Genomic DNA, 25416 nt, shown 5'->3' with positions numbered 1-25416 from the left:
TACCCAAACACCATACGATTCAACAGACAACAGCAGTCCGGAGGAGATGTGATCGAGATTCACGCTTTCGACACCCAGGAAGCGCAAGGCGATGCGCTCGCGCAGGCGGTCGGCGACGCGCTGCGCGCGGCGCTCGCCCGCCCCGCGCGCGCGACGCTCGCGGTGTCCGGCGGCACCAGCCCGCGCCCGTTCCTGCAGACACTGTCGCATGCGGCGCTCGACTGGGCCAACGTCGACGTCACGCTGGTCGACGACCGCTGGGTGCCGGAAGACGATGCCGCGAGCAACGCGCGCCTCGTGCGCGACACGCTGCTGCAGCATGCGGCCGCGCCCGCCACGTTCCTGCCGCTCGTCGACACCGGCGCCGCGCTCGACGCGCACGTCGCCGCGCTGAACGCGAACCCCGCACACCGCCTGCCCGACGTCGCCGTGCTCGGCATGGGCGAGGACGGCCATACCGCGTCGATCTTCGCCGATGCGCCCGAATGGGAACACGCGATCACGACCGCCGAGCGGTTCGTCGCCGTGCATCCCGGCGCCGCGCCGCATGCGCGCGTGAGCTTTTCGCTCGATGCGCTCAAGCGCATCGACCGGCTATTTCTGCTGATCGCGGGCAGCCGCAAACGCGAGGTGCTCGAGGCCGCCGCCTCGTCGCCGCAGAAGAACGCCATTTCGCAACTGGCCAACGACAAGGGGACCCAGCTCGATGTCTACTGGTGCGCAAAGTAAAGTCGCCGCCGCGGGCCAGCATGCCGACGGCCCGCGCCTGCTCGCGGACGTCGGCGGCACCAACGCGCGCTTCGCGCTGGAAACCGGCCCGGGCGAGATCACGCAGATTCGTGTCTACCCGGGCGCCGAGTATCCGACGCTCGCCGACGCGATCCGCAAATACCTGAAGGACGTGAAGATCGCCCGCGTGAACCACGCGGCGATCGCGATCGCGAACCCGGTCGACGGCGATCAGGTCACGATGACCAACCACGACTGGACCTTCTCGATCGAGGCGACGCGCCGCGCGCTCGGCTTCGACACGCTGCTCGTCGTCAACGACTTCACCGCGCTCGCGATGGCGCTGCCCGGCCTGACCGATGCGCAGCGCGTGCAGATCGGCGGCGGCACGCGCCGCCAGAACGGCGTGATCGGGCTGCTCGGCCCCGGCACCGGGCTCGGCGTGTCCGGGCTGATTCCGGCCGACGACCGCTGGATCGCGCTCGGCAGCGAGGGCGGCCACGCGTCGTTCGCGCCGCAGGACGAGCGCGAGGATCTCGTGCTGCAGTACGCGCGCAAGAAGTTTCCGCACGTATCGTTCGAACGCGTGTGCGCGGGGCCCGGCATCGAGATCGTCTATCGTGCGCTCGCCGCGCGCGACAAGAAGCGCGTCGCGGCGAGCGTCGACACCGCCGAGATCGTCGAGCGCGCGCATGCGGGCGACGCGCTCGCGCTCGAGACGGTCGAGTGCTTCTGCTCGATCCTCGGCACGTTCGCCGGCAACATCGCGGTGACGCTCGGCTCGCTCGGCGGCGTCTACATCGGCGGCGGGGTCGCGCTGAAGCTCGGCGAGCTGTTCACGCGCTCGCCGTTCCGCGCGCGCTTCGAGGCGAAGGGACGCTTCGAAGCGTATCTCGCGAACATCCCGACCTACCTGATCACCGCCGAATATCCGGCGTTCCTCGGCGTGTCGGCGATCCTCGCGGAACAGCTGTCGAACCGTTCGGGCGGCGCGTCGTCGGCCGTGTTCGAGCGGATCCGCCAGATGCGCGACGCGCTCACGCCGGCCGAGCGCCGCGTCGCCGATCTCGCGCTGAACCATCCGCGCTCGATCATCAACGACCCGATCGTCGACATCGCGCGCAAGGCCGACGTGAGCCAGCCGACCGTGATCCGCTTCTGCCGCTCGCTCGGCTGCCAGGGGCTGTCCGACTTCAAGCTGAAGCTCGCGACGGGCCTCACCGGCACGATCCCGATGAGCCACAGCCAGGTGCATCTCGGCGACACCGCGACCGACTTCGGCGCGAAAGTGCTCGACAACACCGTGTCGTCGATCCTGCAGTTGCGCGAGCACCTGAACTTCGAGCACGTCGAGAACGCGATCGAGATCCTGAACGGCGCGCGGCGCATCGAGTTCTACGGGCTCGGCAATTCGAACATCGTCGCGCAGGACGCGCACTACAAGTTCTTCCGTTTCGGGATTCCGACCATCGCGTACGGCGACCTGTACATGCAGGCCGCGTCGGCGGCGCTGCTCGGCAAGGGCGACGTGATCGTCGCGGTGTCGAAGTCGGGCCGCGCGCCCGAGCTGCTGCGCGTGCTCGAAGTCGCGATGCAGGCCGGCGCGAAGGTGATCGCGATCACGTCGAGCAACACGCCGCTCGCGAAGCGCGCGACCGTCGCGCTCGAGACCGATCACATCGAGATGCGCGAATCGCAACTGTCGATGATCTCGCGGATCCTGCATCTGCTGATGATCGACATCCTCGCGGTCGGTGTCGCGATCCGCCGCGCGGCGCCGAACGCGGAGCTGAGCGAGGCCGTCGCGCAGGCGAAGGCGCGCGCGAACGACGACGAAACCGCCGACGTGCTCGACTGGCTGAGCCACGGCGCGTCGCCGGCGGCGAGGGACGCAGCGCGGGATTAACGCGGCGGTAAGACGCCACGGGTGAACGACACCCCGAACGCCGGATGGCTGGTCCGGCGTTCGGGGTGTTTTGCATTGGGAGATTTACTTGACGGGCCGCAGTGGGTAAATCGACGAATTAACACTGCGCAACAAAGTAACGACTGCGCGATTCAGGTTGCATCATCAGTGGTGACAAGGGATGCGCCTGCATAACGATGTCGCATAAATTGCCGCAGGAGATCGAGTTTTTTCGAAATTCGGATATCCTCGCAGTCATCCGTCGTGTTTTTTAGAGTAACGCACAAATCTGCCACACGACGAATGACCCGTCCATTCATGCAACAACACCAAAGCATAGCGAGATGCGCATAAGCCAATGGGTTATTCGCATGCACCCCACACTGGAATAACCAGGAAAACGCTGATTTATCTGCTTTCGCGACCCACGCACTTTTGCGCAGTGTGATCGCGAGCACAGAATAAGCCATTAATCAGCCCTCCAAGGCATCCAGTATGACGCAAGACATGAAAACCAAACCTCAACCAATCCCCTCGAAAGAAGAGGCAATTGAAACAATAATTGACATTTTCATCAAGGAAATTGCATTTATTGAGCGAAACGAAGTATCAAAAAATACGAATATACTCGAAGACTTTAAAATCCATCACGATGACATTTCCTTATTTTTAATAAGAGTGTTCCGGAATTTTGAAATGCCAATAATAAAAAACCCAGACTGCCCACCAACAATAGAAGGCATTTCAGATTTTGCACTTGACTACCTTTCTTCCGACAAAAAACACGAAAAGCCTCGCGACCGGAAGGGGCTTTGGGGGAAATTTTTAAAATGGATACGCGCACATTAAGGAAACACCAACCCACTCCCTTTCATCCACTTTAGCGGCGTGATCTCGAACACGAAATCATCTTCCGGGGAAGGCGGCACCCTGGTTAACAAGCAGGGAATCTGCCGCTCACGGCAGCATTCACGCGCGCACTGACCGACGCTTTACAAACCGAGGCGCATCACGCGGGCTTCGCTTGGCAATCGCTACCCGAACACGAATTCACGACTGCGCTGTAATCGCTCCGCCGCATTCGTGCCACGTCAGTCGTCCCCCCTCCGCAAATCTCGCCGCGCCGCTCAAGCCCCGGCTGGCACGGGCCGTCCGTGCCAACGCAATACGAGATAGCGCCCGACGAAGCACAGCACGCCGGTCACACCGATCGTCACGCCCATCGCGAACGGCGTGCCGTCCGCGAGCGCGCCGATCGCAACGCTCGCAAGCGCGCCGAGCGCGAGTTGCATCGCGCCGAACACCGCCGCCGACGCGCCCGCGTTGTGCGGATAGCGATGCATCAGGTCGGTCGTGCAGTTCGCCGACAAGATGCCGACGACGCCGACGACGAAGAACAGGCACACCACGATCGACCACAGCCCGCCCCACCCCGTCAGCGCGACGAGCGCGACCGCGAGCGACGCGGTGCAGCTCACGAGCGACGCCGCCGCGATGAGCCGCAGCGAGCCGACCCGGCCGACGAGCCGCGTATTCGAGAAGTTGCCGATCATGATGCCGACCACGTTCAGGCCGAACAGCAGCCCGTAATGCTGCGGCGACACGTGGAAGTACTCGATATAGACGAACGGCGTCGCGGTGATGTACGAGAACATCGACGCGAATGCCATCCCGCCGCACAGCATGTGCCCCCACGCGACCGGATCGGACAGGATGCGTCCGTAAGACGCGAACGACGCGAGCACCGCCGCGCTCTTGCGCCGCTCCTTCGGCCAGGTCTCGGGCACGCGCAGGTATGCGGTCACCGCGCACAGCGCGCCGAACGCCGCGAGCACGACGAACACGCCGCGCCAGCCGGCGAAGCGCAGAATCTGTCCGCCGAGCAAGGGGGCGAGCAGCGGCCCGACCGCGGTGACGATCGCCACCATCGACAGCACCTTCGCCGCGTCGGTCGGTTCGTGCGCGTCGCGCGCGATCGCCCGCGCGAGCACCGACGCCGCGCCGGCGCCGAGCGCCTGCAGGAAGCGCACGACGATCAGCATGTCGATCGAGCCGGCCACGAAGCAGCCGATGCTCGCGAGCGTGAACAGCGCGATGCCGCCGAGCAGCACGGGGCGCCGGCCCCAGGTGTCGGACAGCGGGCCGTACAGCAGCATGCCGATCGAGAAGCCGGCCATGAAGCTCGTCAGCGTGCGCTGCGCGGCGCCGGGGCTGACGGAGAAGCCTGCCGCGATCGACGGCAGGCTCGGCAGGTACATGTCGGTGGCGATCGGCCCGCAGGCGGCGAGTGCGCCGAGCAACAGGATCAGCCGGGCATCGGGCCGGCGACGGATGACGTGAGACATGGAAATCCGCAAAGGAGCCGGCGCGCATCGGGCGCGCGCGGCGGTGAAGACGGGAGCGCGGCAGCCGGGTGCGGCGCCGCCAAGTCCATGATTGTACGCGCAACTTTTTCAGGTCACCTGATTGGGCGCCAACCCGCGCGCGGCGCGCCGCCGTGCGTCGATTGGATTAAGCTTGCTTCCCTTGTCTGACCAATCCCCGCCCCGACCGAACCGATGACCGCTTTCCTGCTGATCTGGAGCCCCAAGAAATGGCCGTGGCCCGAGCTGCCCGACGTCGCCGCGCGCGTGAAGGCCGGCGAGGCCGTGCACGACGTGTGGGGCTGCGGCTTCGCGCGCGGCATCCTGCCGGGCGACCGCGTGTTCCTGCACCGGGTCGCGAAGGACCCCAAGGGCGTGTTCGGCTCCGGCTACGTGACGCGCGCGCCGTACGAGGTGCCCGATCCGTCGACGAAGCGCGGCTACCGCCTGTGCATCGACTTCGTCTACGACTGGCTCGTCGACGCGCACCGGGAAGTCGCGATCCCGCGCGATGCACTGCGCGTGCACCCGTACTCGGTGCAGACGTGGGACGCGCAGACCTCCGGCACGTCGATCAAGCCGATGGTCGAGGGCCCCCTCGAGAAGCGCTGGGCCGAGCTGACCGGCAAGCGCAAGCCGCCGCGCTAGGGCCGAATCCCCACGCGCCGAATGGCCGCACGCCGCCCGCCGGCTCGCCGCGCGCGTCTCCGGTACAATCGGACGATCGTTCCGCCCAGGCGCCGCGGCCCGTGCACCGGCCCGCCCGCGCCGTTCTCTCGCAGGTTTCGCTCATGTCCAACAATCAGATCCTCTTCGAACGCGCGCAGCAAACCATTCCCGGCGGCGTCAACTCGCCGGTCCGCGCGTTCCGCTCGGTCGGCGGCACGCCGCGCTTCGTGTCGCGCGCGCAAGGCCCGTACTTCTGGGATGCCGACGGCAAGCAGTACATCGACTACATCGGCTCGTGGGGCCCGATGATCGTCGGCCACGTCCATCCGGAAGTGCTCGCGGCCGTGCAGAAGGTGCTCGGCGATGGCTTCTCGTTCGGCGCGCCGACCGAGGCCGAGATCGAGATCGCCGAGGAAATCTGCAAGCTCGTGCCGTCGATCGAGCAGGTGCGGATGGTGTCGAGCGGCACCGAGGCAACGATGAGCGCGCTGCGCCTCGCGCGCGGCTTCACGGGCCGCAGCCGCATCGTCAAGTTCGAGGGCTGCTACCACGGCCACGCGGACAGCCTGCTCGTGAAGGCCGGCTCGGGTCTCCTGACGTTCGGCAACCCGACGTCGGCCGGCGTGCCCGCCGACATCGCGAAGCACACGACCGTGCTCGAATACAACAACGTCGCCAAGCTCGAGGAAGCGTTCGCCGCGTTCGGCGACGAGATCGCCGCGGTGATCGTCGAGCCGGTCGCCGGCAACATGAACCTCGTGCGCGGCACGCCGGAATTCCTGAACGCGCTGCGCGCGCTGTGCACGAAGCACGGCGCGGTGCTGATCTTCGACGAAGTGATGTGCGGCTTCCGCGTCGCGCTCGGCGGCGCGCAGGCGTACTACGGGATCACGGCCGACCTGACCTGCCTCGGCAAGGTGATCGGCGGCGGGATGCCGGCCGCCGCGTTCGGCGGCCGCCGCGACATCATGGCCCACCTCGCGCCGCTCGGCGGCGTCTACCAGGCCGGCACGCTGTCGGGCAACCCGATCGCGGTCGCCGCGGGCCTGAAGACGCTGCAGCTGATCCAGGCGCCCGGCTTCTACGACGCGCTCACCGCGCAGACCAAGCGCCTCGCCGACGGCCTCGCCGCCGAGGCGCGCGCGGCCGGCGTGCCGTTCGCGGCCGATTCGATCGGCGCGATGTTCGGCCTCTATTTCGCCGAGCGCGTGCCGGCGAGCTTCGCGGAAGTCACGCAGAGCAACGTCGAGCGCTTCAACCGCTTCTTCCACCTGATGCTCGACGAGGGCGTCTATTTCGCGCCGTCCGCGTATGAAGCCGGGTTCGTGTCGAGCACGCACGACGACGCGGTGATCGACGCGACGCTCGCCGCCGCGCGCCGCGCGTTCGCCGCGCTGGCGGCCGCGTAAGCCGGGGCCGCGCGGATGTTCTCGGATACCGATTTCGCCCACATGCAGCGCGCGCTCGCGCTCGCGGCGCGCGGCATGTACACGACGACGCCGAACCCGCGCGTCGGCTGCGTGATCGTCAAGGACGGCGACGTGATCGGCGAAGGCTTCACGCAGCCGGCCGGCCAGGATCACGCGGAAGTGCAGGCGCTGAAGGATGCGCGTTCGCGCGGCCACGACGTCACGGGCTCGACCGTCTACGTGACGCTCGAGCCGTGCAGCCACTTCGGCCGCACGCCGCCGTGCGCGAACGCGCTGATCGACGCGCGCGTCGCGAAGGTCGTCTCGGCGATGGAAGACCCGAATCCGCAGGTGTCGGGGCGCGGCCTCGGGATGCTGCGCGACGCGGGCATCGACGTGCGCTGCGGGCTGCTCGCGCATGAAGCGGGCGAACTCAACATCGGCTTCGTGTCGCGGATGACGCGCGGCCGCCCGTGGGTGCGGATGAAAACCGCCGCGTCGCTCGACGGCCGCACCGCGCTGCCGTCCGGCGAGAGCCAGTGGATCACCGGCGACGACGCGCGGCTCGACGGCCATGCGTGGCGCGCGCGCGCGTGCGCGATCCTCACCGGCATCGGCACCGTGCGCGAGGACGACCCGCAGCTGACCGTGCGGGGCATCGACACGCCGCGCCAGCCGCGGCGCGTGCTGGTCGACAGCCGGCTCGAGCTGCCGCTCGACGCGCGTCTGCTCGAAGGCGCGCCGCTCCTGATCTTCTGCGGCCGGCTCGACGCCGCGGGCGAAGCGCGCGCGGCGGCGCTGAAGGCGCGCGGCGCGGAAATCGTGCCGCTGCCGAACGCGCACGGCAAGGTCGACCTGCCGGGCATGCTGACGGCGCTCGGCGCGCGCGGCATCAACGAGCTGCACGTCGAGGCCGGCCACAAGCTGAACGGCTCGCTGCTGCGCGAGCACTGCGTCGACGAACTGCTGGTCTACCTCGCGCCGAGCCTGCTCGGCGCCGACGCGGCCGGCATGTTCGATCTCGCCGCGCCGGCAAGCCTCGACGCGCGCGCGCGGCTCACGTTTCACGGCATCGAGCGGATCGGCGACGATCTGCGGATCCTGGCGCGCTTCGCGTCGCCCAACGCCTCTCATTGAACGGAATCGTCACGATGTTTACCGGAATTGTCGCGGCCGTCGGCCGCATCGAATCGATCAAGCCGCTCGGCGCATCGCCGGACGCGGGCGTGCGCCTGACCGTGAAAGCCGGCGGGCTCGACCTCGCCGACGTCGCGCTCGGCGACAGCATCGCGATCCAGGGCGCGTGCATGACGGTGATCGAGAAGACTGCCGACGCGTTCGACGTCGAAGTGTCGCGCGAGAGCCTGAACCTCACGGTCGGCCTTGCGGAGCCGGGCGACGTCAATCTCGAGAAAGCGCTGCGCGCGCACGACCGGCTCGGCGGGCACATCGTGTCGGGTCACGTGGACGGGCTCGGCACGGTGTCGCACTTCGCGCCGGTCGGCGAGTCGCACGAGCTGCGCATCGTCGCGCCGCGCCAGCTCGGCCGCTATCTCGCATACAAGGGTTCGATCACGGTGAACGGCGTGAGCCTGACCGTGAACTCGGTTGCGGACCGCGCCGACGGCTGCGAGTTCTCGATCAACCTGATTCCGCATACGGTCGAGGTGACGACGCTGCGTCACCTGCGGGCAGGCAGCCAGGTGAATCTCGAAATCGACATGATCGCGCGCTACGTCGAGCGGATGCTGTCGACGTCGCCTTCGGCGGGCACGCCGCAGGACTGATCGCCCGACGTCGCCCGACGTCGCCCGCCGCGCGTCAGGCCGCCACGTCGGCGCGCTGCGCCTGCGCGGCAACGGTCACGCGATCGCGCCCGGCCGCCTTCGCCGCATACAGTGCGGCATCGGCCCGGGCCATCAGCTGCGACAGCGGCTCGCCGGCGATGCGCTCGGCGACACCCGCGCTGAACGTGAACCTGACGACGCCACGGGTCGCTCCGGCACCGCCGCCCGCCAGCGACGCGCGCAGGCGATCGATCACGCGCGCCGCTTCATCCGCGGGCGTGTCGGGGCACAGCACCGCGAACTCCTCCCCGCCCAGCCGCCCGAACAGGTCGCGAGACCGGATGCCCCCCGCCATCACCGCCGCAAAATGCACGAGCGCCTGGTCGCCCGCCGCATGCCCGTGGCGATCGTTGATGGCCTTGAAGTTGTCGAGATCGACGATGACGAGCGAGTGCGGCGAGCCGGCACGCGCCGCGCGCCCGCACCGCTGCTCGGCCCGCTCGAGAAAGGCCCCGCGCATCAGCGCGCCCGTCAGGCCGTCGACGGTCGCAAGCCGCTCGAGGCGTTCCGCGATGCGATCGTGCGCCAGCATCACGACGCTCATCGACAGGCACGACAGGCTCAGCACGGCAAGCGCGACGAACGCGACGTTCAACGGCGCCGGGTGCAGCAGCGTCGAGTCGCCTCCGTGCCCGAGCGCGAACGCAACGCCGCGCGCGAACTGGACGATCGCGCCGGCAATCGCGACCACCCACACGAATCCGTAGGCAAACGCCGGACGGTGCGCGGGCCGGCGGCGATACGCGAGCCAGCCGATCGCGACACGAACGTATACGGCCATCACGGACACGAGCACGACGCGCAGGTTCGACGGCGCTCCGGTCCATGCGCACCAGACGACCGCCGCGACCAGTAGCGCGGCTCCAGCCAGCTCCGTCCGATACACGGGCCGCACGCCGAAGAATTGCCGAAAGCCCTGCAGGATCGCGAGCGTCCCGCATACGTACGGCACGACGGCGACAGAGACGGCCACCGGCGACGACGGCGCGGCGAGCAGCGCGCCGACCGCGATCGCGAGCAATGCCTGCGACGCGAGCCAGCGGCGCACGCCCGGCACGTCGGCGCGCCACAGCGAGCCGAGCACCGCCGACGTCGCGACGCAATTGATCAGCAGGACGAGCAGCAGAACGGCGGGAGTCGACATGTCCGGGGAGCATCCGATCGAAATCGCCAAACGCCGTCGCGCACGCGCCGCCATCGGCGCGCAAAACCGGTCGGCATGATGGCCGTCGGCGCGGGCGATACGCAGCCCGGCGTTATGGTGTGTCCGCCGGCGAGGCGGTGGTGGTGCGCGCATTCTACCCGGTACGGACGGCCGGTCGCGACTCGTCCGTCCGGCCATGCGCGCGCGCCTGCCCTGGCCGTTCGGCCGGCGTCGCGCACGCGCGATGCCGCCGCGCTATGATGCTGCAGCGGCCATTGCACCGCTCCCGCTGCACCATGCCATCGCGCGCCGACGCGCGCACGATCGTCCCCTTCGAGGAAACGCCCATGTCCATTTCGATGTATCAGGCCTCGGTGCCTGTCCTGATCCGCGGCCTGACCAACCTGCAGCACATCCTCGGCAAAGCCCAGGCGCACGCGGCCGAAAAGCAGATCGATCCGTCGGTGCTGATCGGCGCCCGGCTGTTTCCGGACATGGCGCCGCTCGCGCGCCAGGTCTACATCGCAACCGACACCGCGAAGGGCTGCGCCGCGCGGCTCGCGGGCGTCGAGATCCCGAGCTACCCGGACGTCGAGCAGACGTTCGACGAGCTGCACGCACGCCTGCAGAAGACGATCGACTACCTGAACGGCTTCGACGCGGCGCAGATCGACGGCTCGGAAACGCGCGAGATCGTGCTCAAGATGCGCGTCGGCCCGCTCGAATTCTCGGGCCAGTCGTACCTGCTGAATTTCGTGCTGCCCAACTTCTTCTTCCACGTGACGACCGCGTATGACATCCTGCGCCACAACGGCGTCGAGCTCGGCAAGCTCGATTTTCTCGGCGGCCGCGACGGCCGCATGTGACGCGCTCCGGCCGCTGGTCCGGGCGGCGCGGCAGCCGCGCCGGACCGGCCCCGCGGCCGGCGCCGCCCGCGCCAGCCGAAACCCGGTCCGGCTGGCGTAAAATACGCACTTTCCCCTTTCTCGCTCCCTTATGACGCTCGCCTCCACGCCCGACATCATCGCCGAGCTGAAAGCCGGCCGGATGGTGATCCTGGTCGACGAAGAAGACCGCGAAAACGAAGGCGATCTCGTGATCGCCGCCGAATTCGTGACGCCGGAAGCGATCAACTTCATGGCCAGATACGGCCGCGGCCTGATTTGTCTGACGTTGACGCAGGAACGCTGCAAGCAGCTTCACCTGCCGCTGATGACGTACCGCAACGGCACGCAATACGGCACCGCTTTCACGGTCAGCATCGAAGCGGCCGAAGGCGTGACGACCGGCATCTCGGCGGCCGACCGCGCGCATACGATCGCCACGGCGGTCGCGCACGACGTGCGCCCCGAGCACATCGTGCAGCCGGGCCACGTGTTCCCGATCATGGCGCAGCCGGGCGGCGTGCTCGTACGCGCGGGCCATACCGAGGCCGGCTGCGATTTCACCGCGCTCGCGGGCCTCACGCCCGCCGCGGTGATCTGCGAAATCATCAAGGACGACGGGACGATGGCCCGCCTGCCCGACCTGATCGAGTTCGCGAAGGAGCACGGGCTGAAGATCGGCACGATCGCCGACCTGATCCACTACCGCAGCCGCACCGAGTCGATCATCGAGCGCGTCGCCGAGCGCATGATGCACACCGCGCACGGCACGTTCCGCGCGGTCCTGTACCGCGACCAGCCGACCGGCTCGCCGCATATCGCGCTGGTGCGCGGCACGCCGTCGCCGGACGTCGACACGCCGGTGCGCGTGCACGAGCCGCTGTCGGTGCTCGACCTGCTCGAGACCGGCACCTCGACGCACTCGTGGACGCTCGACGCCGCGATGCGCGAGATCGCGCAGCGCGACCACGGCGTGATCGTGCTGCTCAACTGCGGCGACACGAAGGAACATCTGGTCGACGTCTTCAAGGCGTTCGACGAGGAAGAGAAGGCTGCGGCGCTGAAGCGCCGGCCGGTCGATTTCAAGACGTTCGGCATCGGCGCGCAGATCCTGCGCGATGTCGGCGTCGGCAAGATGCAGGTGCTGTCGAATCCGCGCAAGCTGGGCAGCATGTCCGGCTACGGCCTCGAAGTCACGGGCTTCGTGCCGATGCCCGGCGGCGAAGCCAAGGCCTGCGGCTCGGCGCCGCACGCGTAACCCGTCACGGCATTTTCGCCTTATAACCGCTTATCCACACCACGGACAAAGATCATGGAAATCGGACAATACCAACCGAATCTCGAAGGCGACGGCCTGCGTATCGGCATCGTGCAATCCCGCTTCAACGAGCCCGTGTGCAACGGCCTCGCCGATGCGTGCGTCGAAGAGCTGGAGCGCCTCGGCGTCTCCGGTGAAGACGTGCTGCTGGTGTCGGTGCCGGGCGCGCTCGAAATCCCGCTCGCGCTGCAGAAGCTCGCGGAAAGCGGCCAGTTCGACGCGCTGATCGCGCTCGGCGCGGTGATCCGCGGCGAGACCTACCACTTCGAACTCGTGTCGAACGAGAGCGGCGCGGGCATCACCCGCATCGGCCTCGACTTCAACCTGCCGATCGCGAACGCGGTGCTGACGACCGACACCGACGAGCAGGCCGTCGCGCGCATGACCGAAAAGGGTCGTGACGCGGCGCGCGTCGCGGTCGAGATGGCCAATCTGACGATGGCGCTCGACCAGCTCGGCGACGAGGAAGACGAAGAAGAAGAGGACGAAGACGACGAAGAGGAGCGCGCATGAAGAAGAGCGCCCGCCGACAATCGCGCGAGCTGGCGACGCAAGGCCTGTATCAGTGGCTGCTGTCGAACGCGTCTTCAGGCGAAATCGACGCGCAACTGCGCGGCGCGCTGGGTTACGACAAGGCCGACAAGGACCTGCTGGACGCAATCCTGCACGGCGTGATCCGCGAGCACGCGACGCTCGCGGAAGCGCTCACGCCGTGCCTCGACCGTCCGATCGACCAGCTCTCCCCGATCGAACGGGCGGTGCTGCTGATCGCGACGTTCGAGCTCACGCACCACGTCGAAACGCCGTACCGCGTGATCATCAATGAAGCGGTCGAGCTGACCAAGACGTTCGGCGGCTCCGACGGCTACAAGTACGTGAACGGCGTGCTCGACAAGCTCGCCGCCAAGCTGCGCCCCGCCGAAACGCAGGCGCGCCGCAACGGCTGATCCTCCGACGGGCGCGCATGCGCCCGTTTTTTCTTTATCGCTCCCCTTCCCCGACCCGCCGATGAATACCACCGCCGATTCGCTCGTCACGCTCGCAGCGCGCGTCGACGCGATCCAGCCCTTTTACGTGATGGAACTGATGAAGGAGGCGCAGCGGCTCGAAGCCGCCGGTCGCGACATCATCCACATGGGCATCGGCGAGCCGGACTTCACCGCGCCGGAGCCCGTCGTCGAGGCTGCCGCCGCGGCGCTGCGCCGGGGCGTCACGCAATATACGAGCGCGCTCGGCATCGCGCCGCTGCGCGAGGCGATCGCCGCGCACTATGCGCGCGCGTACGGCCTCACCGTCAGCCCCGAGCGGATCGTCGTGACCGCCGGCGCCTCCGCCGCGCTGCTGCTCGCATGCCTCGCGCTCGTCGGCCGCGACGACGAGGTGCTGATGCCCGACCCGTCGTATCCGTGCAACCGGCACTTCGTCGCGGCGGCCGAGGGCCGCGCGGTGCTCGTGCCGAGCGGCCCGGCCGCGCGCTTCCAGCTCACCGCGGACGACGTCCGGCGGCTATGGGGCGACAGGACGCGCGGCGTGCTGCTCGCGTCGCCGTCGAACCCGACCGGCACGTCGCTCGAGCCCGACGAGATGAAGCGGATCGTCGAGGCGGTGCGCGAGCGCGGCGGCTTCACGATCGTCGACGAGATCTACCAGGGGCTCAGCTACGACGCCCCGCCCGTGTCGGCGCTGTCGTTCGGCGACGACGTGGTCACCGTCAACAGCTTCTCGAAGTACTTCAGCATGACCGGCTGGCGGCTCGGCTGGCTGGTCGTCCCGCCGGCGCTCGTCGGCACGTTCGAGAAGCTCGCGCAGAACCTGTTCATCTGCCCGTCCGCGCTCGCGCAGCACGCGGCGCTCGCATGCTTCGAGCCGGCCACGCTCGACATCTACGAAACGCGCCGCCTCGAATTCAAGCGGCGCCGCGACTTCATCGCGCCGGCGCTCGGGCAGCTCGGCTTCACGGTGCCCGTGATGCCGGACGGTGCGTTCTATGTATACGCGCATTGCGGCGGCGTCGCGCATCCGGCGGCCGGCGACAGCGCGGCGCTCACGCAGGCGATGCTGCACGATGCGGGCGTCGTGCTCGTGCCCGGCATGGACTTCGGCGTCCATGCGCCGCGCGACTATATCCGGCTGTCTTATGCGACCGCCTACTCGCGCCTCGAGGAGGCGGTCGAGCGGCTCGCGACGCTGTTCCGGCTGCGCTGACCGGTCGCGCACGTCGCCGCGCGGGCGCGAGCCGAAGCACGGCGGCGCACGTCACGGCGAGCCCGGCCGCGAAACCGGCGGTTTACCGGCGCAGAAACGAAAAAAGCACCCGTGGGGTGCTTTTTTCGTTTCCGGCGGAGATGCTGCTCGCGTTACGCGCCCAGCTCCGAGTGATCGCCGTGCGGCTGCTTCGCGGTGTCGACGCTGGCATCGTCCTGCTGCGGCGCCTTCGGCGCGGCAGTCTTCGCCGTCATCGGCTGGGCCGCTTCGAGCGTTGCATGGACGCGCTTCGCACCGCCGGCGGCCGCCGCCGTCATCGCGGCGGTGACGATCGGCTTTGCCGGCGCCTGCGGCGCATTGATCGGCACGCTGCGGCCGCGCGCGACGTCGCGCAGGCGTCCGCGCTCGGCCATCACCTTCGAGCCGTAGCCATTGTCCTCGGGATTCGTCGAGCCGTTGTACAGGCGCAGGCCGCTCGCGAGCGAGCCGCCGCGCGCGATGCAGTCCTTCAGCACGAGCGCGCCGACCTGGAGGTTGGCAAGCGGCTGCAGCGCGGTGTCGGTGCCGCCGAAATACTCGAACTTGTCGGAATGGACCTTCGACATCACCTGCATCAGGCCCTTCGCGCCGACGCCGCTCTCGGCATACGGATTGAAGCCCGATTCGATCGCCATCACGGACAGCAGCAGCAGCGGATCGAGGCCGATGTCGTGGCCGGTCTGGAACGCGGCCTTGACGAGTTGCCCGACCGGCTCCTGCGCGACGCGGTAGCGGCGCGACAGGTAGGTGGCGACGAGCGCCTGCTGGCGGTTCGACGCGAGCGAGCGGTCGTCGCGCGCATCGGCGGCGACGCGCTGGGCCGGGATCAGCTTCGCGAGCGTAACGGGCGACGGGCTGTTGCGCGACGCATCCGCCGCGTCGCTCTGCGCGACGGCGTCCGGTGCGACGTCGAGACCGACCGCCAGCGCATCGGTTTCCGGACCGTCGTCCTGCTGCGGCTGCGCGCCGGCCGGCGCGAAATTCGGCAGCGGATGGCCGGTCAGCAAACGCGCCGGACCGGCCTGCACGGCCGCGGACACGACCGGCATCAGCTTCGCGGCGAGCGTGCCGCGCGCGGTTGGCAGCAGCCAGAGGGCAAGCGCAATCGCGACAGCGAGACAGCCTACGACGCTGAATAAGTGGTGACTGACACGCGTCCCGCGACGCAGCATATCGCGCACGATTTGTGCATGCTGCTCACTGGGACGCCACGATAACCAAGCGTTCATTCAGATCTCCCATGAACATGATTCGTGCGGCTCGCTCAGCTCGATGGCGAGACAGAATGCGCCGCGGAATCACGACGCCGCACGTCTGGTCTGGACGGCAGGCATCGGAGAAACGGTATAAGTACCGTTCGAGGCCACGGCAAGACAGGGCCGACGCCTTCATATCCATATGAAGGCGGGCAAACGCGGTGGCACTCACGCAAAAAACCAGCGTCAGGAGGCGCTGGCTGTGACTACGACTAGAGCCGTCGGACAGGCCGTGCAGGTTTCGGCAGACGGTGACGCGCTGCGTCAAAAGATCGGTGATTGGCGGCTTGAAGCCTTGTACCCTGCAACCAATGTCAGCGGATTCTAACAGGGTTTTATAGATCGTCAACACTATAAAACATCAAAATCATAACAAAAAGTAATTACGAAGCCCCCTTCAGAAGCGCGAGCCCCTTGCCGTAGGGGGTTTGCGCGCCGTCGACTTTTTTCTCGGTCGGGCAGCCGCGCGGCCGGGCGGGTAAAATCGTCGGTCGATTCGGGGCCGCAGCCGGCCGCTGCGCCCGCCCATCGCCGCCCCGCCACGCGGGCGGCCCGGACCTTGTTCATGAAATACAAAGACTTACGCGATTTCATCCAGCGCCTCGAGGCGCTCGGCGAACTGCGGCGCATCACGCAGCCGGTGTCGCCCGTACTCGAAATGACCGAGCTGTGCGACCGCGTGCTGCGCGCCGGCGGCCCCGCGCTGCTGTTCGATGCGCCGCCCGGCTACGCGTTCCCGGTGCTCGGCAACCTGTTCGGCACGCCGCGGCGCGTCGCGCTCGGCATGGGCGTCGATGCGGGCGACGACGCCGCGCTCGCGTCGCTGCGCGACCTCGGGCGCCTGCTGTCCGCGCTGAAGGAGCCGGACCCGCCGCGCAGCCTGAAGGACGCCGGCAAGCTGCTGTCGCTCGCGAAGGCCGTGTGGGACATGGCTCCGAAGACGGTGTCGTCGCCGCCGTGCCAGGAGATCGTCTGGGAAGGCAACGACGTCGACCTCGCCAGGCTGCCGATCCAGACCTGCTGGCCGGGCGACGCGGGCCCGCTCGTCACGTGGGGCCTGACGGTCACGCGCGGGCCGAACAAGCCGCGCCAGAACCTCGGCATCTACCGCCAGCAGCTGATCGGCCGCAACAAGCTGATCATGCGCTGGCTCGCGCATCGGGGCGGCGCGCTCGACTTCCGCGAATTCGCGCTGCGCAACCCCGGCAAGCCGTATCCGGTCGCCGTCGTGCTCGGTGCGGACCCCGCCACGACGCTCGGCGCGGTCACGCCCGTGCCCGACTCGCTGTCGGAGTACCAGTTCGCGGGCCTGCTGCGCGGCAGCCGCACCGAGCTCGCGAAGTGCCTGACGCCCGGCGTCGACACGCTGCAGGTGCCCGCGCGCGCGGAGATCGTGCTGGAGGGTTTCATCTATCCGCAGGACGGCACGCCCGGGCCCGCCCCCGCCGGCGCGCCGCCGCGCCCGGCGAACGGCGCGTCCGCCGCGTACGAGCACGCGCTCGAAGGGCCGTACGGCGACCACACCGGCTATTACAACGAGCAGGAGTGGTTCCCGGTGTTCACGGTCGAGCGCATCACGATGCGCCGCGACGCGCTCTATCACTCGACCTACACCGGCAAGCCGCCCGACGAGCCCGCGGTGCTCGGCGTCGCGCTCAACGAGGTGTTCGTGCCGCTGCTGCAGAAGCAGTTCGCGGAGATCACCGACTTCTACCTGCCGCCCGAGGGCTGCAGCTACCGGATGGCCATCGTCCAGATGAAGAAGAGCTACGCGGGCCATGCGAAGCGCGTGATGTTCGGCGTCTGGAGCTTCCTGCGCCAGTTCATGTATACGAAGTTCATCGTCGTGGTCGACGAGGACGTGAACGTGCGCGACTGGAAGGAAGTGATCTGGGCGATCACGACGCGCGTCGATCCGGTGCGCGACACCGTGATGGTCGACAGCACGCCGATCGACTACCTGGATTTCGCGTCGCCCGTCGCCGGCCTCGGCTCGAAGATGGGGCTCGACGCAACCAACAAGTGGCCCGGCGAGACGATCCGCGAATGGGGCCGCCCGATCGAGATGGATGCGGCCGTGAAGACCCGCGTCGATCAGCTGTGGCGCGACCTCGGCCTGTGAGGCCGCGCGCCGCCCGACTCCCGCCATCCCGAGAATCGCAACAAGAAGCACGATGATGAGCTTTCCACCCGCCTCGATGCTGTCCGACGGATTCTTCCTGTCGCTGTCGCTGTGTCTCGACATCGGCCTCGTGAACGTCGCGATGCTGTCGCTCACGCTGTCGCACGGCTTCCGGCCGGGTTTCTGGCTGGGCGTCGGCTCGTGCGTCGGCGATCTCGTCTACGCGGCGCTCGCGCTCGCGGGGATGGCCGTGCTGCTGCAGTTCGAAGCGGTGCGCTGGGTGGTGTGGATCGGTGGCGGCGCGGTGCTGCTGTTCCTGACGTGGAAGATGGCGCGCGAAGCGCTGGCGCCGGCCAAGGCGCCTGACGACGACGGCGCGGACGACGCCGCCCAGCCCCGTGCGAGCGCGCGGCGCAGCTTCATGCGCGGGATGCTGCTCGCGATGTCGTCGCCGAGCGCGATCCTGTGGTTCGCGGCGGTCGGCGGCGCGCTGATCGCGAAGGCCGGCGCGACCACGCCGGCGACCGCGTCGGTGTTCCTGTCCGGCTTCTTCCTCGGCGGGCTCGCGTGGACCCTCTTCATGTGCACGCTCGCGAGCCAGGGCCGCAAGCGCGCCGGTGCGGGGCTGATGCGCGCCTGCCATGTCGCGTCGGCGCTGCTGTTCGCGTATTTCTCGTACAGCGTGATCGTCGGCGGCTATCGCGACCTGATCGCCCACGCGGCTTGAGCGGGCGCGCCGCGCCAGCAAAAAACGGCGCAGCGTCCTGTCACGAGACGCTGCGCCGTTCGCCACGCGCGGTCAAGCCGCGCGGGAATCAATCAGCGACGCCAGTAGCCGTGGCCGTAGTAGCCGTGATGACGCCAGTACGGGCGGCCATAGTAGCCGCCGCCGTAGCCGCCGACGACCACGGCGGGCGGCGGATAGTAGACCGGCGGCGGTGCGTAATAGACAGGCGGAGGCGGCGGCGCGTAATAGACTGGCGGCGGCGCCGCATAGACCGGATACGCGGGCGCGACCGGAATCCCGATGCCGACCCCGATCGACACGTGAGCCTGCGCGGCGCTTGCGGCACCCAGGCCCAGCGCAGCGGCGGCGATGAACGGAACGAGCTTTTTCACTTCGATTCTCCTGCTGGAGCGATCATTTCAGGCGCTCCTGTCGGCAACGGCGGGCATGCACGTCGCATGCAAGCAATGTAGCGAAAACCCGGAATCCCCGTGTCGGGCATTTGTTGCAAATTGCAATCGCGCCCCCGCGCGCCCCCCGCGTCGCGCGGCACGACGGTCCGCCCGAGGTCGCTGCGGAACGCGGCAATTCATCGGACCGGACAGCGCAAGCGGTTTCGTCAGGTCAGTCTTACCGATCGCCGTGCGCGCCGCGCGCGAAGCGTCGTAATCAACGATTACAAATTTGAGACAAGAATCCGACAGTTCGGGAGGCCGTCGCGCGGGGCCGGATCGCGGCCGGGCGTTGAAACGCAGCTGCCGCGAGCGCGTCGCCATTCCTGCGATACTGGCGGCTTCCCGTTTTTCGCCTCGTCGACCGCCATGTCCCTCCCCGTCACGCCCCGTCTCGGCTTCATCGGCGCCGGCCGCCTCGCGCGCTGCGTCGCGCAGCGTTTCGCACAGGCCGGCTTTCCCGTCGTCGCGGTGGCGAGCCGTACGCCGGCGTCCGCCGCCGCGCTCGCCGAGCGCCTCGCCGGCTGCCGCGCGGTCGCGACGCCGCAGGAGGTCGTCGACGCGGCCGACCTGATCTTCCTGACCGTCCCCGACGACCATCTCGCGGCGAGCGCCGCGGGCCTGCGCTTCGATGCGTCGCGTGCCGCGCGGCAGGCGCTCGTGCATTGCAGCGGCGCGTCGGACGTCGGCCTGCTCGATCCGGCAAGACGGCAAGGCGCGGCGACGGGCGGCTTCCATCCGCTGTACCTGTTCGGCGGCGGCGACGCCGACCTGACCCGCATCGACGGCTGCTCGGTGACGATCGAGGCCGACGGCGCGCTGCATGCGATGCTCGTGCGCCTCGCGGCCGCGCTCGGCTGCCATCCGCTGTCGATTCCGGCGGGCGGCCGGATGCTTTACCACGCGGCCGCGCATTATGCGGCGAGCTTCGCGCTGTGCGGGCTCGCCGAAGCGGTCGAGCTGTGGCGCTCGCTCGGCTTCGACGAGGACGCCGCGCTGCGCGCGCTGCTGCCGATGCTGGCCGGCACGATCGAGACCGCGCGCGACAAGGGTCTCTCGAATGCGCTCTCGGGCCCCGTGTCGCGCGGCGACACCGGCATCGTCGAACGCCAGCTCGCGCTGCTGGAGGCGCGCGGCGGCGATCACGCGACGCTCTACGCGCTGCTGACCCGCCGCGCCGTCGCGCTCGCCGCGAAGCGCGCGGCCCCGCCCGCGGCCCTGCCGGCGCTCGCGGATGCCGTGGAAGCGTCGCTCGCGCGTGCGGCGGCGCGCCCCTCCCCCTCGCACGACGAGGCGTGATAAGGTGTCGGCCGATGCGCCGCCATCCGGCGTTGGCGGCCGCACGCTACCCGACTGTATAAAAAGGAAGCCAACGATGTTCGGCGAGATCGCCCGTTTTCTGCTCAATACCCTCTTCACGCTGTTCGGCGCCGCGCTGATCCTGCGCGTCTGGATGCAAGCCGTGCGCGTGCCGCCGTACAACCCCGTCACGCAGGCCGTGCTGCAGGCGACCAACTGGCTGGTGCTGCCGCTGCGCCGCGTGATCGCCGGCGTGCGCGGGATCGACTGGGCGAGCGTCGTCGCCGCGGTGCTGACGGCGCTCGTCTACGTCGTGCTGTTGGTCGTGATCGCGGGCGCCGACCCGCTCGGGCTGATTCCGACGATCGTCGTCGCCGCCCTGCTCCACGTCGTGGAGTGGGTGCTTTATCTCGTGATCTGGATGACGATCCTGATGGCACTGGTGTCGTGGCTGAACCCGCGCTCGCCGGCGATGCCGATCCTCTACCAGCTGACCGCGCCGTTCCTCAATCCGCTGCGCCGCGTGATCCCGAATCTCGGCGGCCTCGACCTGTCGCCGATCCTGCTGTTCGTGATCGTGCAGGTGCTGCTGATGATCGTGTCGCGCGCCGCCGCGGCGCTCATGCTGTTCAGCATCTAAGACGCGCCTTCCCGCCCCTGCGCCGCCGGCGCGCCGAGCGTGTCGATCACGCCGAAGCGCGCCGGAATCATCGCGTAGCACACCCGCACTTTCTCCTGGCCGAGCCGCTCGAGCAGGCGCCGCGCCTCGTCGTCGGTGACGATGAACTCGACCTCGATCGTCAGCGACCCCTGCAGTTCGAAGAAGCGGTCCTCGTGCAGCACCCGGTGCTCGCCGAAACCCGCCATCGCGCGAAACGCCGACCCGCCCGCGACGCCCATCCGCCGCCCTTCCTCGAGCAGCCATTCCCACAGCGGTTTCCAGTGCAGGCGGTGCTGCTCGTGAACGTAGAAGCGCAAGAAAATCTTGTCCATCGGCTCCTCCGATGCCGGCCGTAGGGCCTGTTCCCGCTAATAACGGGAACAGGCCCTACGCGGCGGCCAGCCACGCACGGGCGGTCCACATGCCGAGGGCCGTCAACGTGAACGATCCCATCAAGTGTAGGGCAGCCACCGCAAACGCCCATCCGAACTCGCCCTGCAGCGCGTGCGTCATCACCTCGACCGAATACGTCGAGAACGTCGTCAGCCCGCCGAGGAAGCCGGTGATCACGAACAGCCGCCACTCGGGCGGCAATCCCGCGCGCATCGTGAACACGACGGCGGCGACGCCGATCACGTAGCCGCCGATCAGGTTCGCGGCGAGCGTGCCGAGCGGCACCTCGGGGAAGAATTCGTTGAGCGCGAGGCTCAGGAACCAGCGCAGCAGCGCGCCGAACCCGGCCCCGGCGAAGATCGCGACGATCGAATAGAACAAGGAAATGCCTCGCTGACGATGCGGCGCCGCGCACGATGCGCGACGAATGCAGCACACGCTGAACTGTATGCGGATTTGCGGCGCGCCTGCAATGCGGACGGGCCGGATCGGCGCTTGCCGAATGAGGCCGCGGGTGCGTGCGGACGGATATTCATCTTTTCCCGCGCATTACGCTGGATATTACAAATTCATTCAAAAAATCGATTAACGACCGATCATCAAAAGCCGCGTACCCGATTGAACAATTCTCTCTTCAGCCCCTCTCGCCGGCCCTCCACGTATTTTCCCTTATCGGACATTCCCGAATTTCGCCGATATTTCATGCAATTGAATCCACCGATTTATTAGACTTCATTCGGCCCATTCACTCCATTCGGCATGGAGACTCGAAAAATGAACAATATCCGCCTGTCGTCCATGTTGATTCCGGCGCTGTGCGCGTCGCTGCTCGCGTCGAGCGTCGCGTTCGCCGATAGCGGCGGCCCGCCCTCCTACGTCGAAGGCAACCGCGCGCCGAAGGGGTTTGCGCGTCCGCCGTTCCACACGAAGCCGCGCGCGAGCACGGCCACGGTCGCCGGGCTTACGCCCGCGCTCGCGCGCCACGCGTACGGCTTCGACGCGATCGCCAACCAGGGCGACGGCATGGTCGTCGCGATCGTCGACGCGTACGACGACCCGCGGATCGAATCCGATCTCGGCGTGTTCAGCAACGCGTTCTCGCTGCCGCCCTGCACCACGGCCAACGGCTGCTTCACGAAGGTGTACGCGAGCGGCAGCAAGCCCCGCGGCGACGCCGGCTGGTCGCTCGAAATGGCGCTCGACGTCGAATGGGTGCACGCGATCGCGCCGAAGGCGAAGATCGTGCTCGTCGAAGCCGCGTCGGCCAGCTTCAACGACCTGATGGCCGCGGTCGACGTCGCGGTGCAGCGCGGCGCGTCGGTCGTGTCGATGAGCTTCGGCGGCAACGAGTTCAGCGGCGAATCCGGTTTCGACGGCCACTTCGGCGCGCCGGGCGTCACCTTCGTCGCATCGTCCGGCGACAGCGGCACCGGCACCGAATACCCGGCGGCGTCGCCGTACGTGGTCGCGGTCGGCGGCACGACGCTGTCCACCGATCCGTACGGCAACTACGTCGGCGAGGCGGCCTGGAGCGGCAGCGGCGGCGGCGTGAGCAGCGGCGAAGCCGAGCCCGCCGGACAGGCCGCGTGGCCGATTCCGGTCGCAGGCAAGCGGGGGGTGCCGGACGTCAGCTACGACGCGAATCCGTCCAGCGGGTTCGCGGTCTACGACTCGGTCACCTATCAGCGGCAAGCGGGCTGGTTCCAGGTCGGCGGCACGAGCGCGGGCGCGCCGCAATGGTCGGCGCTCGTCGCGATTGCGAATTCGCTGCGCGCGGCGGCCGGCAAGGCACGGCTGAGCGGCACGTACGACGCGCTGTATGCGGCCGGGAAAGCCGCTTACGGCAGCAACTATCACGACGTGACGACCGGCACCAACGGCAGCTGCGGCGCGATCTGCACCGCCGCAGGCGGCTACGACTACGTGACCGGCCTCGGTTCGCCGCTCGCGCCGTCGCTCGTGCAGGCGCTCGTCGCCCGGCCGTAGGCACGCAGCCGGCGGCGGGCCGTGCAGGTCAGCTGCCGTGCCACGCGCGCTCGAGCGCGCTCAGGGTCGCCAGCGCGCCGCCCTTCAGGCCGATCACGTCCGCGCGCCGTGCGTGCGCTTCGCGCGCGTTGATGCGGATCACGTCGGCGCCGACCCGTTCGCTGATCAGCCGCACGGTCGGAATCGCCGTGCCCGCGCCGACTTCGACGACGGCCACGCGCCCGGCCCCGGCCAGCCAGTCTTCCAGCGCGCGCTCCTGCGCGTCGTAGCGCGCGCCGATCCAGCCGGCGTCGCCGAACATCAGGATGTTCGGCCGCGCGAGGCCGCCGCAGTGCGGACAGGCCGGCAGGTCGCCGACGAGGCGGCAGGCCGCTTCGTCGACGACGGGCGTGAACGGGTCCGCCGTCCACGTGTCGTCCGTGCACGACCGCAGGCACTGCATCCGGTGGATCGAGCCGTGGATCTCGACGATCCGCGCCGGATCGAAGCCGGCCTTCTGGAACTGCCCGTCGACGTTGCTCGTCAGCACGAAGCCGCCGTTCGGCATCGCGTCGATCCAGCGGCGCAGGATCGCGAATCCCGCGTGCGGGACGGTCGCCCGGTAAAGCCCGAGGCGGTGGCCGTAGAAGCCCCACGCGAGTTGCGGCCGCGCGCGGAACGCCTGCGGCGATGCGATCTCGTGGAATTCGAAGCGCTCGTGGCGCAGCGCGGGATACGCGCGCCAGAAGCCGTCCGTGCCGCGGAAGTCCGGCAGGCCGGAATCGACGCCGATGCCGGCGCCGGCCGTCACGAGCAGCGCATCGGCACGGGACAGCGCGGCGACGGCGGCGGCGATCAGGGAATCGGGCAGCGGCGGTTCGCCGGCGCAGGCAGGATCGAGGGACGGCATGAGGGTTCGGTGGTCGGGTGCGGGGCGGCAGGGTTTTCGCCGTCGCGATCATACGCCGACGCACCGCGCGTGGCGACTCCTCCGCCGTGGCGTCACGGGCCGCCGTCGCCGCGCGCTTCGGGCGTCGCGGCCGGCACGTCGTCGAGCGAGCGATAGACCGGCTTGCCGAGGCTATGCGCGAGCGCCACGTCGGCATCCGCGCCGCGCGATTCGCCGTCGATCCGCAGCACCGCGTCGCAGCGATGCAGCAGCCGGTGCGCGGCCGGATAGAGGAACGTCTCGCTGATCGCGTCGCCGACCTGCTTCGACCCGGCCATCGTGGCGAGCGGCAGCGACACCCATTCGGCGATCAGCGGCACGTGCCCGCGCCGGTAGAGGGCCAGCGCCGCGTGCTCGAGCCGCGCGAGGTTCGCGGCGATGCGGGCGGCGTCGCCGCCGGTGCCGCTGCGGTACGGGCCGGCCACCAGGATGAGTTGCGGCGTCATGCGCTCCCTCCCGCCGCGTCCTGCAACGCCGCGTACTGCAGCAGCATGATCGTCTTCCCGTCGACGATCTCGCCGCGCGCGATCGCCAGCAGCGCCGCCTCGAGCGGCATCTCGACGACTTCCAGATCCTCGCCTTCGTCCGCCAGCCCGCCGCCGTCGCCGGTGCGCAGCGACGCGTCGTATTCGCCGACGAAGAAGTGCAGCTTCTCCGTCACCGATCCCGGGCTCATGAACGCCTCGAACACCTTGCGGACGTTGCGCACGCGATAGCCGGTCTCCTCCTCGGCCTCCGCGCGAATCCGCGCTTCCGGCGTCGCGTCGTCGAGCAGGCCGGCCGCGGTCTCGACCAGCATCCCGTCATGCCCGTTCACGAACGCCGGCATCCGGAACTGGCGCGTCAGCAGCACGTTGCCGGTCGCGGCGTGGCGCAGCAGGATCGTCGCGCCGTTGCCGCGGTCGTAGGTCTCCCGGCTGAGCCGCTGCCAGGTGCCGTCGCGGCGGCGGAAATCGAACGTCACCTTCTTCAGCACGTACCAGTCGTCCGACAGCACGACGGTATCGACGATGCGCACCCGGTCCTGCGTTGCAGCCATGACAGCCTCCATTCGACAGATGACGGCGCTGATGGTAACG

Annotated in this window: 28 protein-coding genes; 17 read left to right on the top strand and 11 right to left on the bottom strand. The window is 68.7% G+C overall.

All coding sequences use genetic code 11. The features are described 5' to 3' along the window. Positions 1–48 precede the first annotated feature (48 nt). Both pgl and HWX31_RS04680 read left to right on the top strand, forming a co-directional pair. Positions 49–729, top strand: a complete 681-nt coding sequence (pgl, locus tag HWX31_RS04685; RefSeq protein WP_174963361.1) for a 6-phosphogluconolactonase — start codon at positions 49–51, stop codon at positions 727–729. Next, complete coding sequence (locus HWX31_RS04680; protein ID WP_059617960.1) at positions 707–2635, top strand: bifunctional transcriptional regulator/glucokinase; 1929 nt, start codon at positions 707–709, stop codon at positions 2633–2635. The genes pgl and HWX31_RS04680 overlap by 23 nt, the downstream gene beginning before the upstream one ends. A 152-nt stretch (positions 2636–2787) precedes the next feature. On the opposite strand, the gene HWX31_RS04675 is transcribed toward HWX31_RS04680, so the two are convergent. Then, positions 2788–3105, bottom strand: a complete 318-nt coding sequence (locus HWX31_RS04675; protein WP_174963359.1) for a hypothetical protein — start codon at positions 3103–3105, stop codon at positions 2788–2790. A gap of 37 nt (positions 3106–3142) precedes the next feature. Between HWX31_RS04675 and HWX31_RS04670 the strand changes: the two genes are divergently transcribed. After that, positions 3143–3484, top strand: a complete 342-nt coding sequence (locus tag HWX31_RS04670; protein ID WP_174963357.1) for a hypothetical protein — start codon at positions 3143–3145, stop codon at positions 3482–3484. 278 nt (positions 3485–3762) lie between these two features. Here HWX31_RS04670 and HWX31_RS04665 read toward each other — a convergent pair whose 3' ends face one another. Continuing rightward, on the bottom strand, positions 3763–4980 hold the full coding sequence (locus HWX31_RS04665) for a Bcr/CflA family multidrug efflux MFS transporter (protein WP_174963355.1): 1218 nt from the start codon (positions 4978–4980) through the stop codon (positions 3763–3765). Positions 4981–5193: 213 nt separating this feature from the next. On the opposite strand from HWX31_RS04665, the gene HWX31_RS04660 reads away from it, so the two are divergent. The 4 genes from HWX31_RS04660 to HWX31_RS04645 all read left to right on the top strand — a co-directional run bounded on the left by HWX31_RS04660 (position 5194) and on the right by HWX31_RS04645 (position 8863). Continuing rightward, complete coding sequence (locus tag HWX31_RS04660; RefSeq protein WP_059615708.1) at positions 5194–5646, top strand: hypothetical protein; 453 nt, start codon at positions 5194–5196, stop codon at positions 5644–5646. Positions 5647–5789: 143 nt separating this feature from the next. Then, the gene (gene hemL, locus HWX31_RS04655; protein WP_059631499.1) at positions 5790–7076 is read left to right on the top strand and encodes a glutamate-1-semialdehyde 2,1-aminomutase; all 1287 of its coding nucleotides are present in this window, start codon (positions 5790–5792) and stop codon (positions 7074–7076) included. A gap of 15 nt (positions 7077–7091) precedes the next feature. Next, positions 7092–8213 (top strand): bifunctional diaminohydroxyphosphoribosylaminopyrimidine deaminase/5-amino-6-(5-phosphoribosylamino)uracil reductase RibD, encoded by a 1122-nt coding sequence (ribD, locus tag HWX31_RS04650; protein ID WP_174963353.1) that lies wholly within the window; start codon positions 7092–7094, stop codon positions 8211–8213. Between the two features lie 14 nt (positions 8214–8227). Beyond that, the gene (locus HWX31_RS04645; RefSeq protein WP_059551113.1) at positions 8228–8863 is read left to right on the top strand and encodes a riboflavin synthase; all 636 of its coding nucleotides are present in this window, start codon (positions 8228–8230) and stop codon (positions 8861–8863) included. A gap of 34 nt (positions 8864–8897) precedes the next feature. Here the strand turns inward: HWX31_RS04645 and HWX31_RS04640 are convergent, their stop codons facing one another. Next, positions 8898–10067, bottom strand: a complete 1170-nt coding sequence (locus HWX31_RS04640) for a GGDEF domain-containing protein (RefSeq protein WP_174963351.1) — start codon at positions 10065–10067, stop codon at positions 8898–8900. A gap of 347 nt (positions 10068–10414) precedes the next feature. On the opposite strand from HWX31_RS04640, the gene HWX31_RS04635 reads away from it, so the two are divergent. The 5 genes from HWX31_RS04635 to HWX31_RS04615 all read left to right on the top strand — a co-directional run bounded on the left by HWX31_RS04635 (position 10415) and on the right by HWX31_RS04615 (position 14474). Then, positions 10415–10933: a DUF1993 domain-containing protein gene (locus HWX31_RS04635; protein ID WP_059615793.1), complete on the top strand. Its 519-nt coding sequence runs from the start codon at positions 10415–10417 to the stop codon at positions 10931–10933. Between the two features lie 130 nt (positions 10934–11063). Beyond that, positions 11064–12209, top strand: coding sequence for a bifunctional 3,4-dihydroxy-2-butanone-4-phosphate synthase/GTP cyclohydrolase II (gene ribBA, locus HWX31_RS04630; protein WP_059615713.1), 1146 nt, complete (start codon positions 11064–11066; stop codon positions 12207–12209). Positions 12210–12263: 54 nt separating this feature from the next. Then, positions 12264–12782, top strand: a complete 519-nt coding sequence (ribH, locus tag HWX31_RS04625; RefSeq protein ID WP_059615714.1) for a 6,7-dimethyl-8-ribityllumazine synthase — start codon at positions 12264–12266, stop codon at positions 12780–12782. Continuing rightward, on the top strand, positions 12779–13216 hold the full coding sequence (nusB, locus tag HWX31_RS04620) for a transcription antitermination factor NusB (protein ID WP_010091646.1): 438 nt from the start codon (positions 12779–12781) through the stop codon (positions 13214–13216). The genes ribH and nusB overlap by 4 nt, the downstream gene beginning before the upstream one ends. 61 nt (positions 13217–13277) lie before the next feature. After that, positions 13278–14474 (top strand): pyridoxal phosphate-dependent aminotransferase, encoded by a 1197-nt coding sequence (locus tag HWX31_RS04615; protein WP_174963349.1) that lies wholly within the window; start codon positions 13278–13280, stop codon positions 14472–14474. Between the two features lie 152 nt (positions 14475–14626). Here HWX31_RS04615 and HWX31_RS04610 read toward each other — a convergent pair whose 3' ends face one another. Both HWX31_RS04610 and HWX31_RS04605 read right to left on the bottom strand, forming a co-directional pair. Next, complete coding sequence (locus tag HWX31_RS04610) at positions 14627–15742, bottom strand: lytic transglycosylase domain-containing protein (protein ID WP_174963347.1); 1116 nt, start codon at positions 15740–15742, stop codon at positions 14627–14629. Continuing rightward, complete coding sequence (locus HWX31_RS04605) at positions 15711–16121, bottom strand: hypothetical protein (protein WP_174963345.1); 411 nt, start codon at positions 16119–16121, stop codon at positions 15711–15713. Before HWX31_RS04605 ends, HWX31_RS04610 begins: the two co-directional genes overlap by 32 nt. Positions 16122–16334: 213 nt before the next feature. On the opposite strand from HWX31_RS04605, the gene HWX31_RS04600 reads away from it, so the two are divergent. Together HWX31_RS04600 and HWX31_RS04595 are read left to right on the top strand one after the other, a co-directional pair. Further along, positions 16335–17891, top strand: coding sequence for a UbiD family decarboxylase (locus tag HWX31_RS04600; RefSeq protein ID WP_174963343.1), 1557 nt, complete (start codon positions 16335–16337; stop codon positions 17889–17891). Between the two features lie 55 nt (positions 17892–17946). Further along, positions 17947–18618, top strand: coding sequence for a LysE family translocator (locus HWX31_RS04595; protein WP_174963373.1), 672 nt, complete (start codon positions 17947–17949; stop codon positions 18616–18618). 92 nt (positions 18619–18710) lie between these two features. On the opposite strand, the gene HWX31_RS04590 is transcribed toward HWX31_RS04595, so the two are convergent. Next, a complete protein-coding gene (locus HWX31_RS04590; RefSeq protein WP_059615722.1) occupies positions 18711–19010 on the bottom strand; it encodes a hypothetical protein in 300 nt (99 codons plus the stop codon). 429 nt (positions 19011–19439) lie between these two features. On the opposite strand from HWX31_RS04590, the gene HWX31_RS04585 reads away from it, so the two are divergent. Next, a complete protein-coding gene (locus tag HWX31_RS04585) occupies positions 19440–20369 on the top strand; it encodes a Rossmann-like and DUF2520 domain-containing protein (RefSeq protein WP_174963341.1) in 930 nt (309 codons plus the stop codon). A 76-nt stretch (positions 20370–20445) separates the two neighbouring features. After that, a complete protein-coding gene (locus HWX31_RS04580) occupies positions 20446–21009 on the top strand; it encodes a YggT family protein (protein ID WP_059749533.1) in 564 nt (187 codons plus the stop codon). Here the strand turns inward: HWX31_RS04580 and HWX31_RS04575 are convergent. Both HWX31_RS04575 and crcB read right to left on the bottom strand, forming a co-directional pair. Continuing rightward, on the bottom strand, positions 21006–21362 hold the full coding sequence (locus HWX31_RS04575) for a DUF190 domain-containing protein (RefSeq protein ID WP_059733372.1): 357 nt from the start codon (positions 21360–21362) through the stop codon (positions 21006–21008). The genes HWX31_RS04580 and HWX31_RS04575 overlap by 4 nt on opposite strands. Before the next feature lie 55 nt (positions 21363–21417). Further along, entirely contained in the window at positions 21418–21804 is a 387-nt protein-coding gene (gene crcB / locus HWX31_RS04570; protein WP_010091635.1) for a fluoride efflux transporter CrcB, read from the bottom strand. Positions 21805–22197: 393 nt separating this feature from the next. Between crcB and HWX31_RS04565 the strand changes: the two genes are divergently transcribed. Beyond that, entirely contained in the window at positions 22198–23409 is a 1212-nt protein-coding gene (locus HWX31_RS04565; protein ID WP_174963339.1) for a S53 family peptidase, read from the top strand. 28 nt (positions 23410–23437) lie between these two features. Here the strand turns inward: HWX31_RS04565 and HWX31_RS04560 are convergent, their stop codons facing one another. The 3 genes from HWX31_RS04560 to HWX31_RS04550 form a co-directional block, all read right to left on the bottom strand. Beyond that, entirely contained in the window at positions 23438–24298 is an 861-nt protein-coding gene (locus HWX31_RS04560) for an SIR2 family NAD-dependent protein deacylase (protein ID WP_174963336.1), read from the bottom strand. A gap of 92 nt (positions 24299–24390) precedes the next feature. Next, positions 24391–24783, bottom strand: a complete 393-nt coding sequence (locus HWX31_RS04555; RefSeq protein ID WP_174963334.1) for a DUF4406 domain-containing protein — start codon at positions 24781–24783, stop codon at positions 24391–24393. Next, the gene (locus HWX31_RS04550; protein WP_174963332.1) at positions 24780–25376 is read right to left on the bottom strand and encodes an NUDIX domain-containing protein; all 597 of its coding nucleotides are present in this window, start codon (positions 25374–25376) and stop codon (positions 24780–24782) included. Before HWX31_RS04550 ends, HWX31_RS04555 begins: the two co-directional genes overlap by 4 nt. Positions 25377–25416 lie beyond the last annotated feature (40 nt).

The sequence above is a fragment of the Burkholderia ubonensis genome (assembly GCF_902833085.1).
Classification (GTDB): domain Bacteria; phylum Pseudomonadota; class Gammaproteobacteria; order Burkholderiales; family Burkholderiaceae; genus Burkholderia; species Burkholderia ubonensis.
Note: the sequence above shows the minus strand (reverse complement) of the source record. Positions and strands in the feature narration are given on the sequence as shown.

Excerpts from the sequence above, each read along its gene's own strand:
- HWX31_RS04680 (WP_059617960.1), top strand. The coding sequence starts at position 707 with ATGTCTACTGGTGCGCAAAGTAAAGTCGCCGCCGCGGGCCAGCATGCC.
- HWX31_RS04675 (WP_174963359.1), bottom strand. The coding sequence starts at position 3,105 with ATGGCTTATTCTGTGCTCGCGATCACACTGCGCAAAAGTGCGTGGGTC.
- HWX31_RS04670 (WP_174963357.1), top strand. The coding sequence starts at position 3,143 with ATGAAAACCAAACCTCAACCAATCCCCTCGAAAGAAGAGGCAATTGAA.
- HWX31_RS04665 (WP_174963355.1), bottom strand. The coding sequence starts at position 4,980 with ATGTCTCACGTCATCCGTCGCCGGCCCGATGCCCGGCTGATCCTGTTG.
- HWX31_RS04660 (WP_059615708.1), top strand. The coding sequence starts at position 5,194 with ATGACCGCTTTCCTGCTGATCTGGAGCCCCAAGAAATGGCCGTGGCCC.
- hemL (WP_059631499.1), top strand. The coding sequence starts at position 5,790 with ATGTCCAACAATCAGATCCTCTTCGAACGCGCGCAGCAAACCATTCCC.
- ribD (WP_174963353.1), top strand. The coding sequence starts at position 7,092 with ATGTTCTCGGATACCGATTTCGCCCACATGCAGCGCGCGCTCGCGCTC.
- HWX31_RS04645 (WP_059551113.1), top strand. The coding sequence starts at position 8,228 with ATGTTTACCGGAATTGTCGCGGCCGTCGGCCGCATCGAATCGATCAAG.
- HWX31_RS04640 (WP_174963351.1), bottom strand. The coding sequence starts at position 10,067 with ATGTCGACTCCCGCCGTTCTGCTGCTCGTCCTGCTGATCAATTGCGTC.
- HWX31_RS04635 (WP_059615793.1), top strand. The coding sequence starts at position 10,415 with ATGTCCATTTCGATGTATCAGGCCTCGGTGCCTGTCCTGATCCGCGGC.
- ribBA (WP_059615713.1), top strand. The coding sequence starts at position 11,064 with ATGACGCTCGCCTCCACGCCCGACATCATCGCCGAGCTGAAAGCCGGC.
- ribH (WP_059615714.1), top strand. The coding sequence starts at position 12,264 with ATGGAAATCGGACAATACCAACCGAATCTCGAAGGCGACGGCCTGCGT.
- nusB (WP_010091646.1), top strand. The coding sequence starts at position 12,779 with ATGAAGAAGAGCGCCCGCCGACAATCGCGCGAGCTGGCGACGCAAGGC.
- HWX31_RS04615 (WP_174963349.1), top strand. The coding sequence starts at position 13,278 with ATGAATACCACCGCCGATTCGCTCGTCACGCTCGCAGCGCGCGTCGAC.
- HWX31_RS04610 (WP_174963347.1), bottom strand. The coding sequence starts at position 15,742 with ATGAACGCTTGGTTATCGTGGCGTCCCAGTGAGCAGCATGCACAAATC.
- HWX31_RS04600 (WP_174963343.1), top strand. The coding sequence starts at position 16,335 with ATGAAATACAAAGACTTACGCGATTTCATCCAGCGCCTCGAGGCGCTC.
- HWX31_RS04595 (WP_174963373.1), top strand. The coding sequence starts at position 17,947 with ATGAGCTTTCCACCCGCCTCGATGCTGTCCGACGGATTCTTCCTGTCG.
- HWX31_RS04585 (WP_174963341.1), top strand. The coding sequence starts at position 19,440 with ATGTCCCTCCCCGTCACGCCCCGTCTCGGCTTCATCGGCGCCGGCCGC.
- HWX31_RS04580 (WP_059749533.1), top strand. The coding sequence starts at position 20,446 with ATGTTCGGCGAGATCGCCCGTTTTCTGCTCAATACCCTCTTCACGCTG.
- HWX31_RS04575 (WP_059733372.1), bottom strand. The coding sequence starts at position 21,362 with ATGGACAAGATTTTCTTGCGCTTCTACGTTCACGAGCAGCACCGCCTG.
- HWX31_RS04565 (WP_174963339.1), top strand. The coding sequence starts at position 22,198 with ATGAACAATATCCGCCTGTCGTCCATGTTGATTCCGGCGCTGTGCGCG.
- HWX31_RS04560 (WP_174963336.1), bottom strand. The coding sequence starts at position 24,298 with ATGCCGTCCCTCGATCCTGCCTGCGCCGGCGAACCGCCGCTGCCCGAT.
- HWX31_RS04555 (WP_174963334.1), bottom strand. The coding sequence starts at position 24,783 with ATGACGCCGCAACTCATCCTGGTGGCCGGCCCGTACCGCAGCGGCACC.
- HWX31_RS04550 (WP_174963332.1), bottom strand. The coding sequence starts at position 25,376 with ATGGCTGCAACGCAGGACCGGGTGCGCATCGTCGATACCGTCGTGCTG.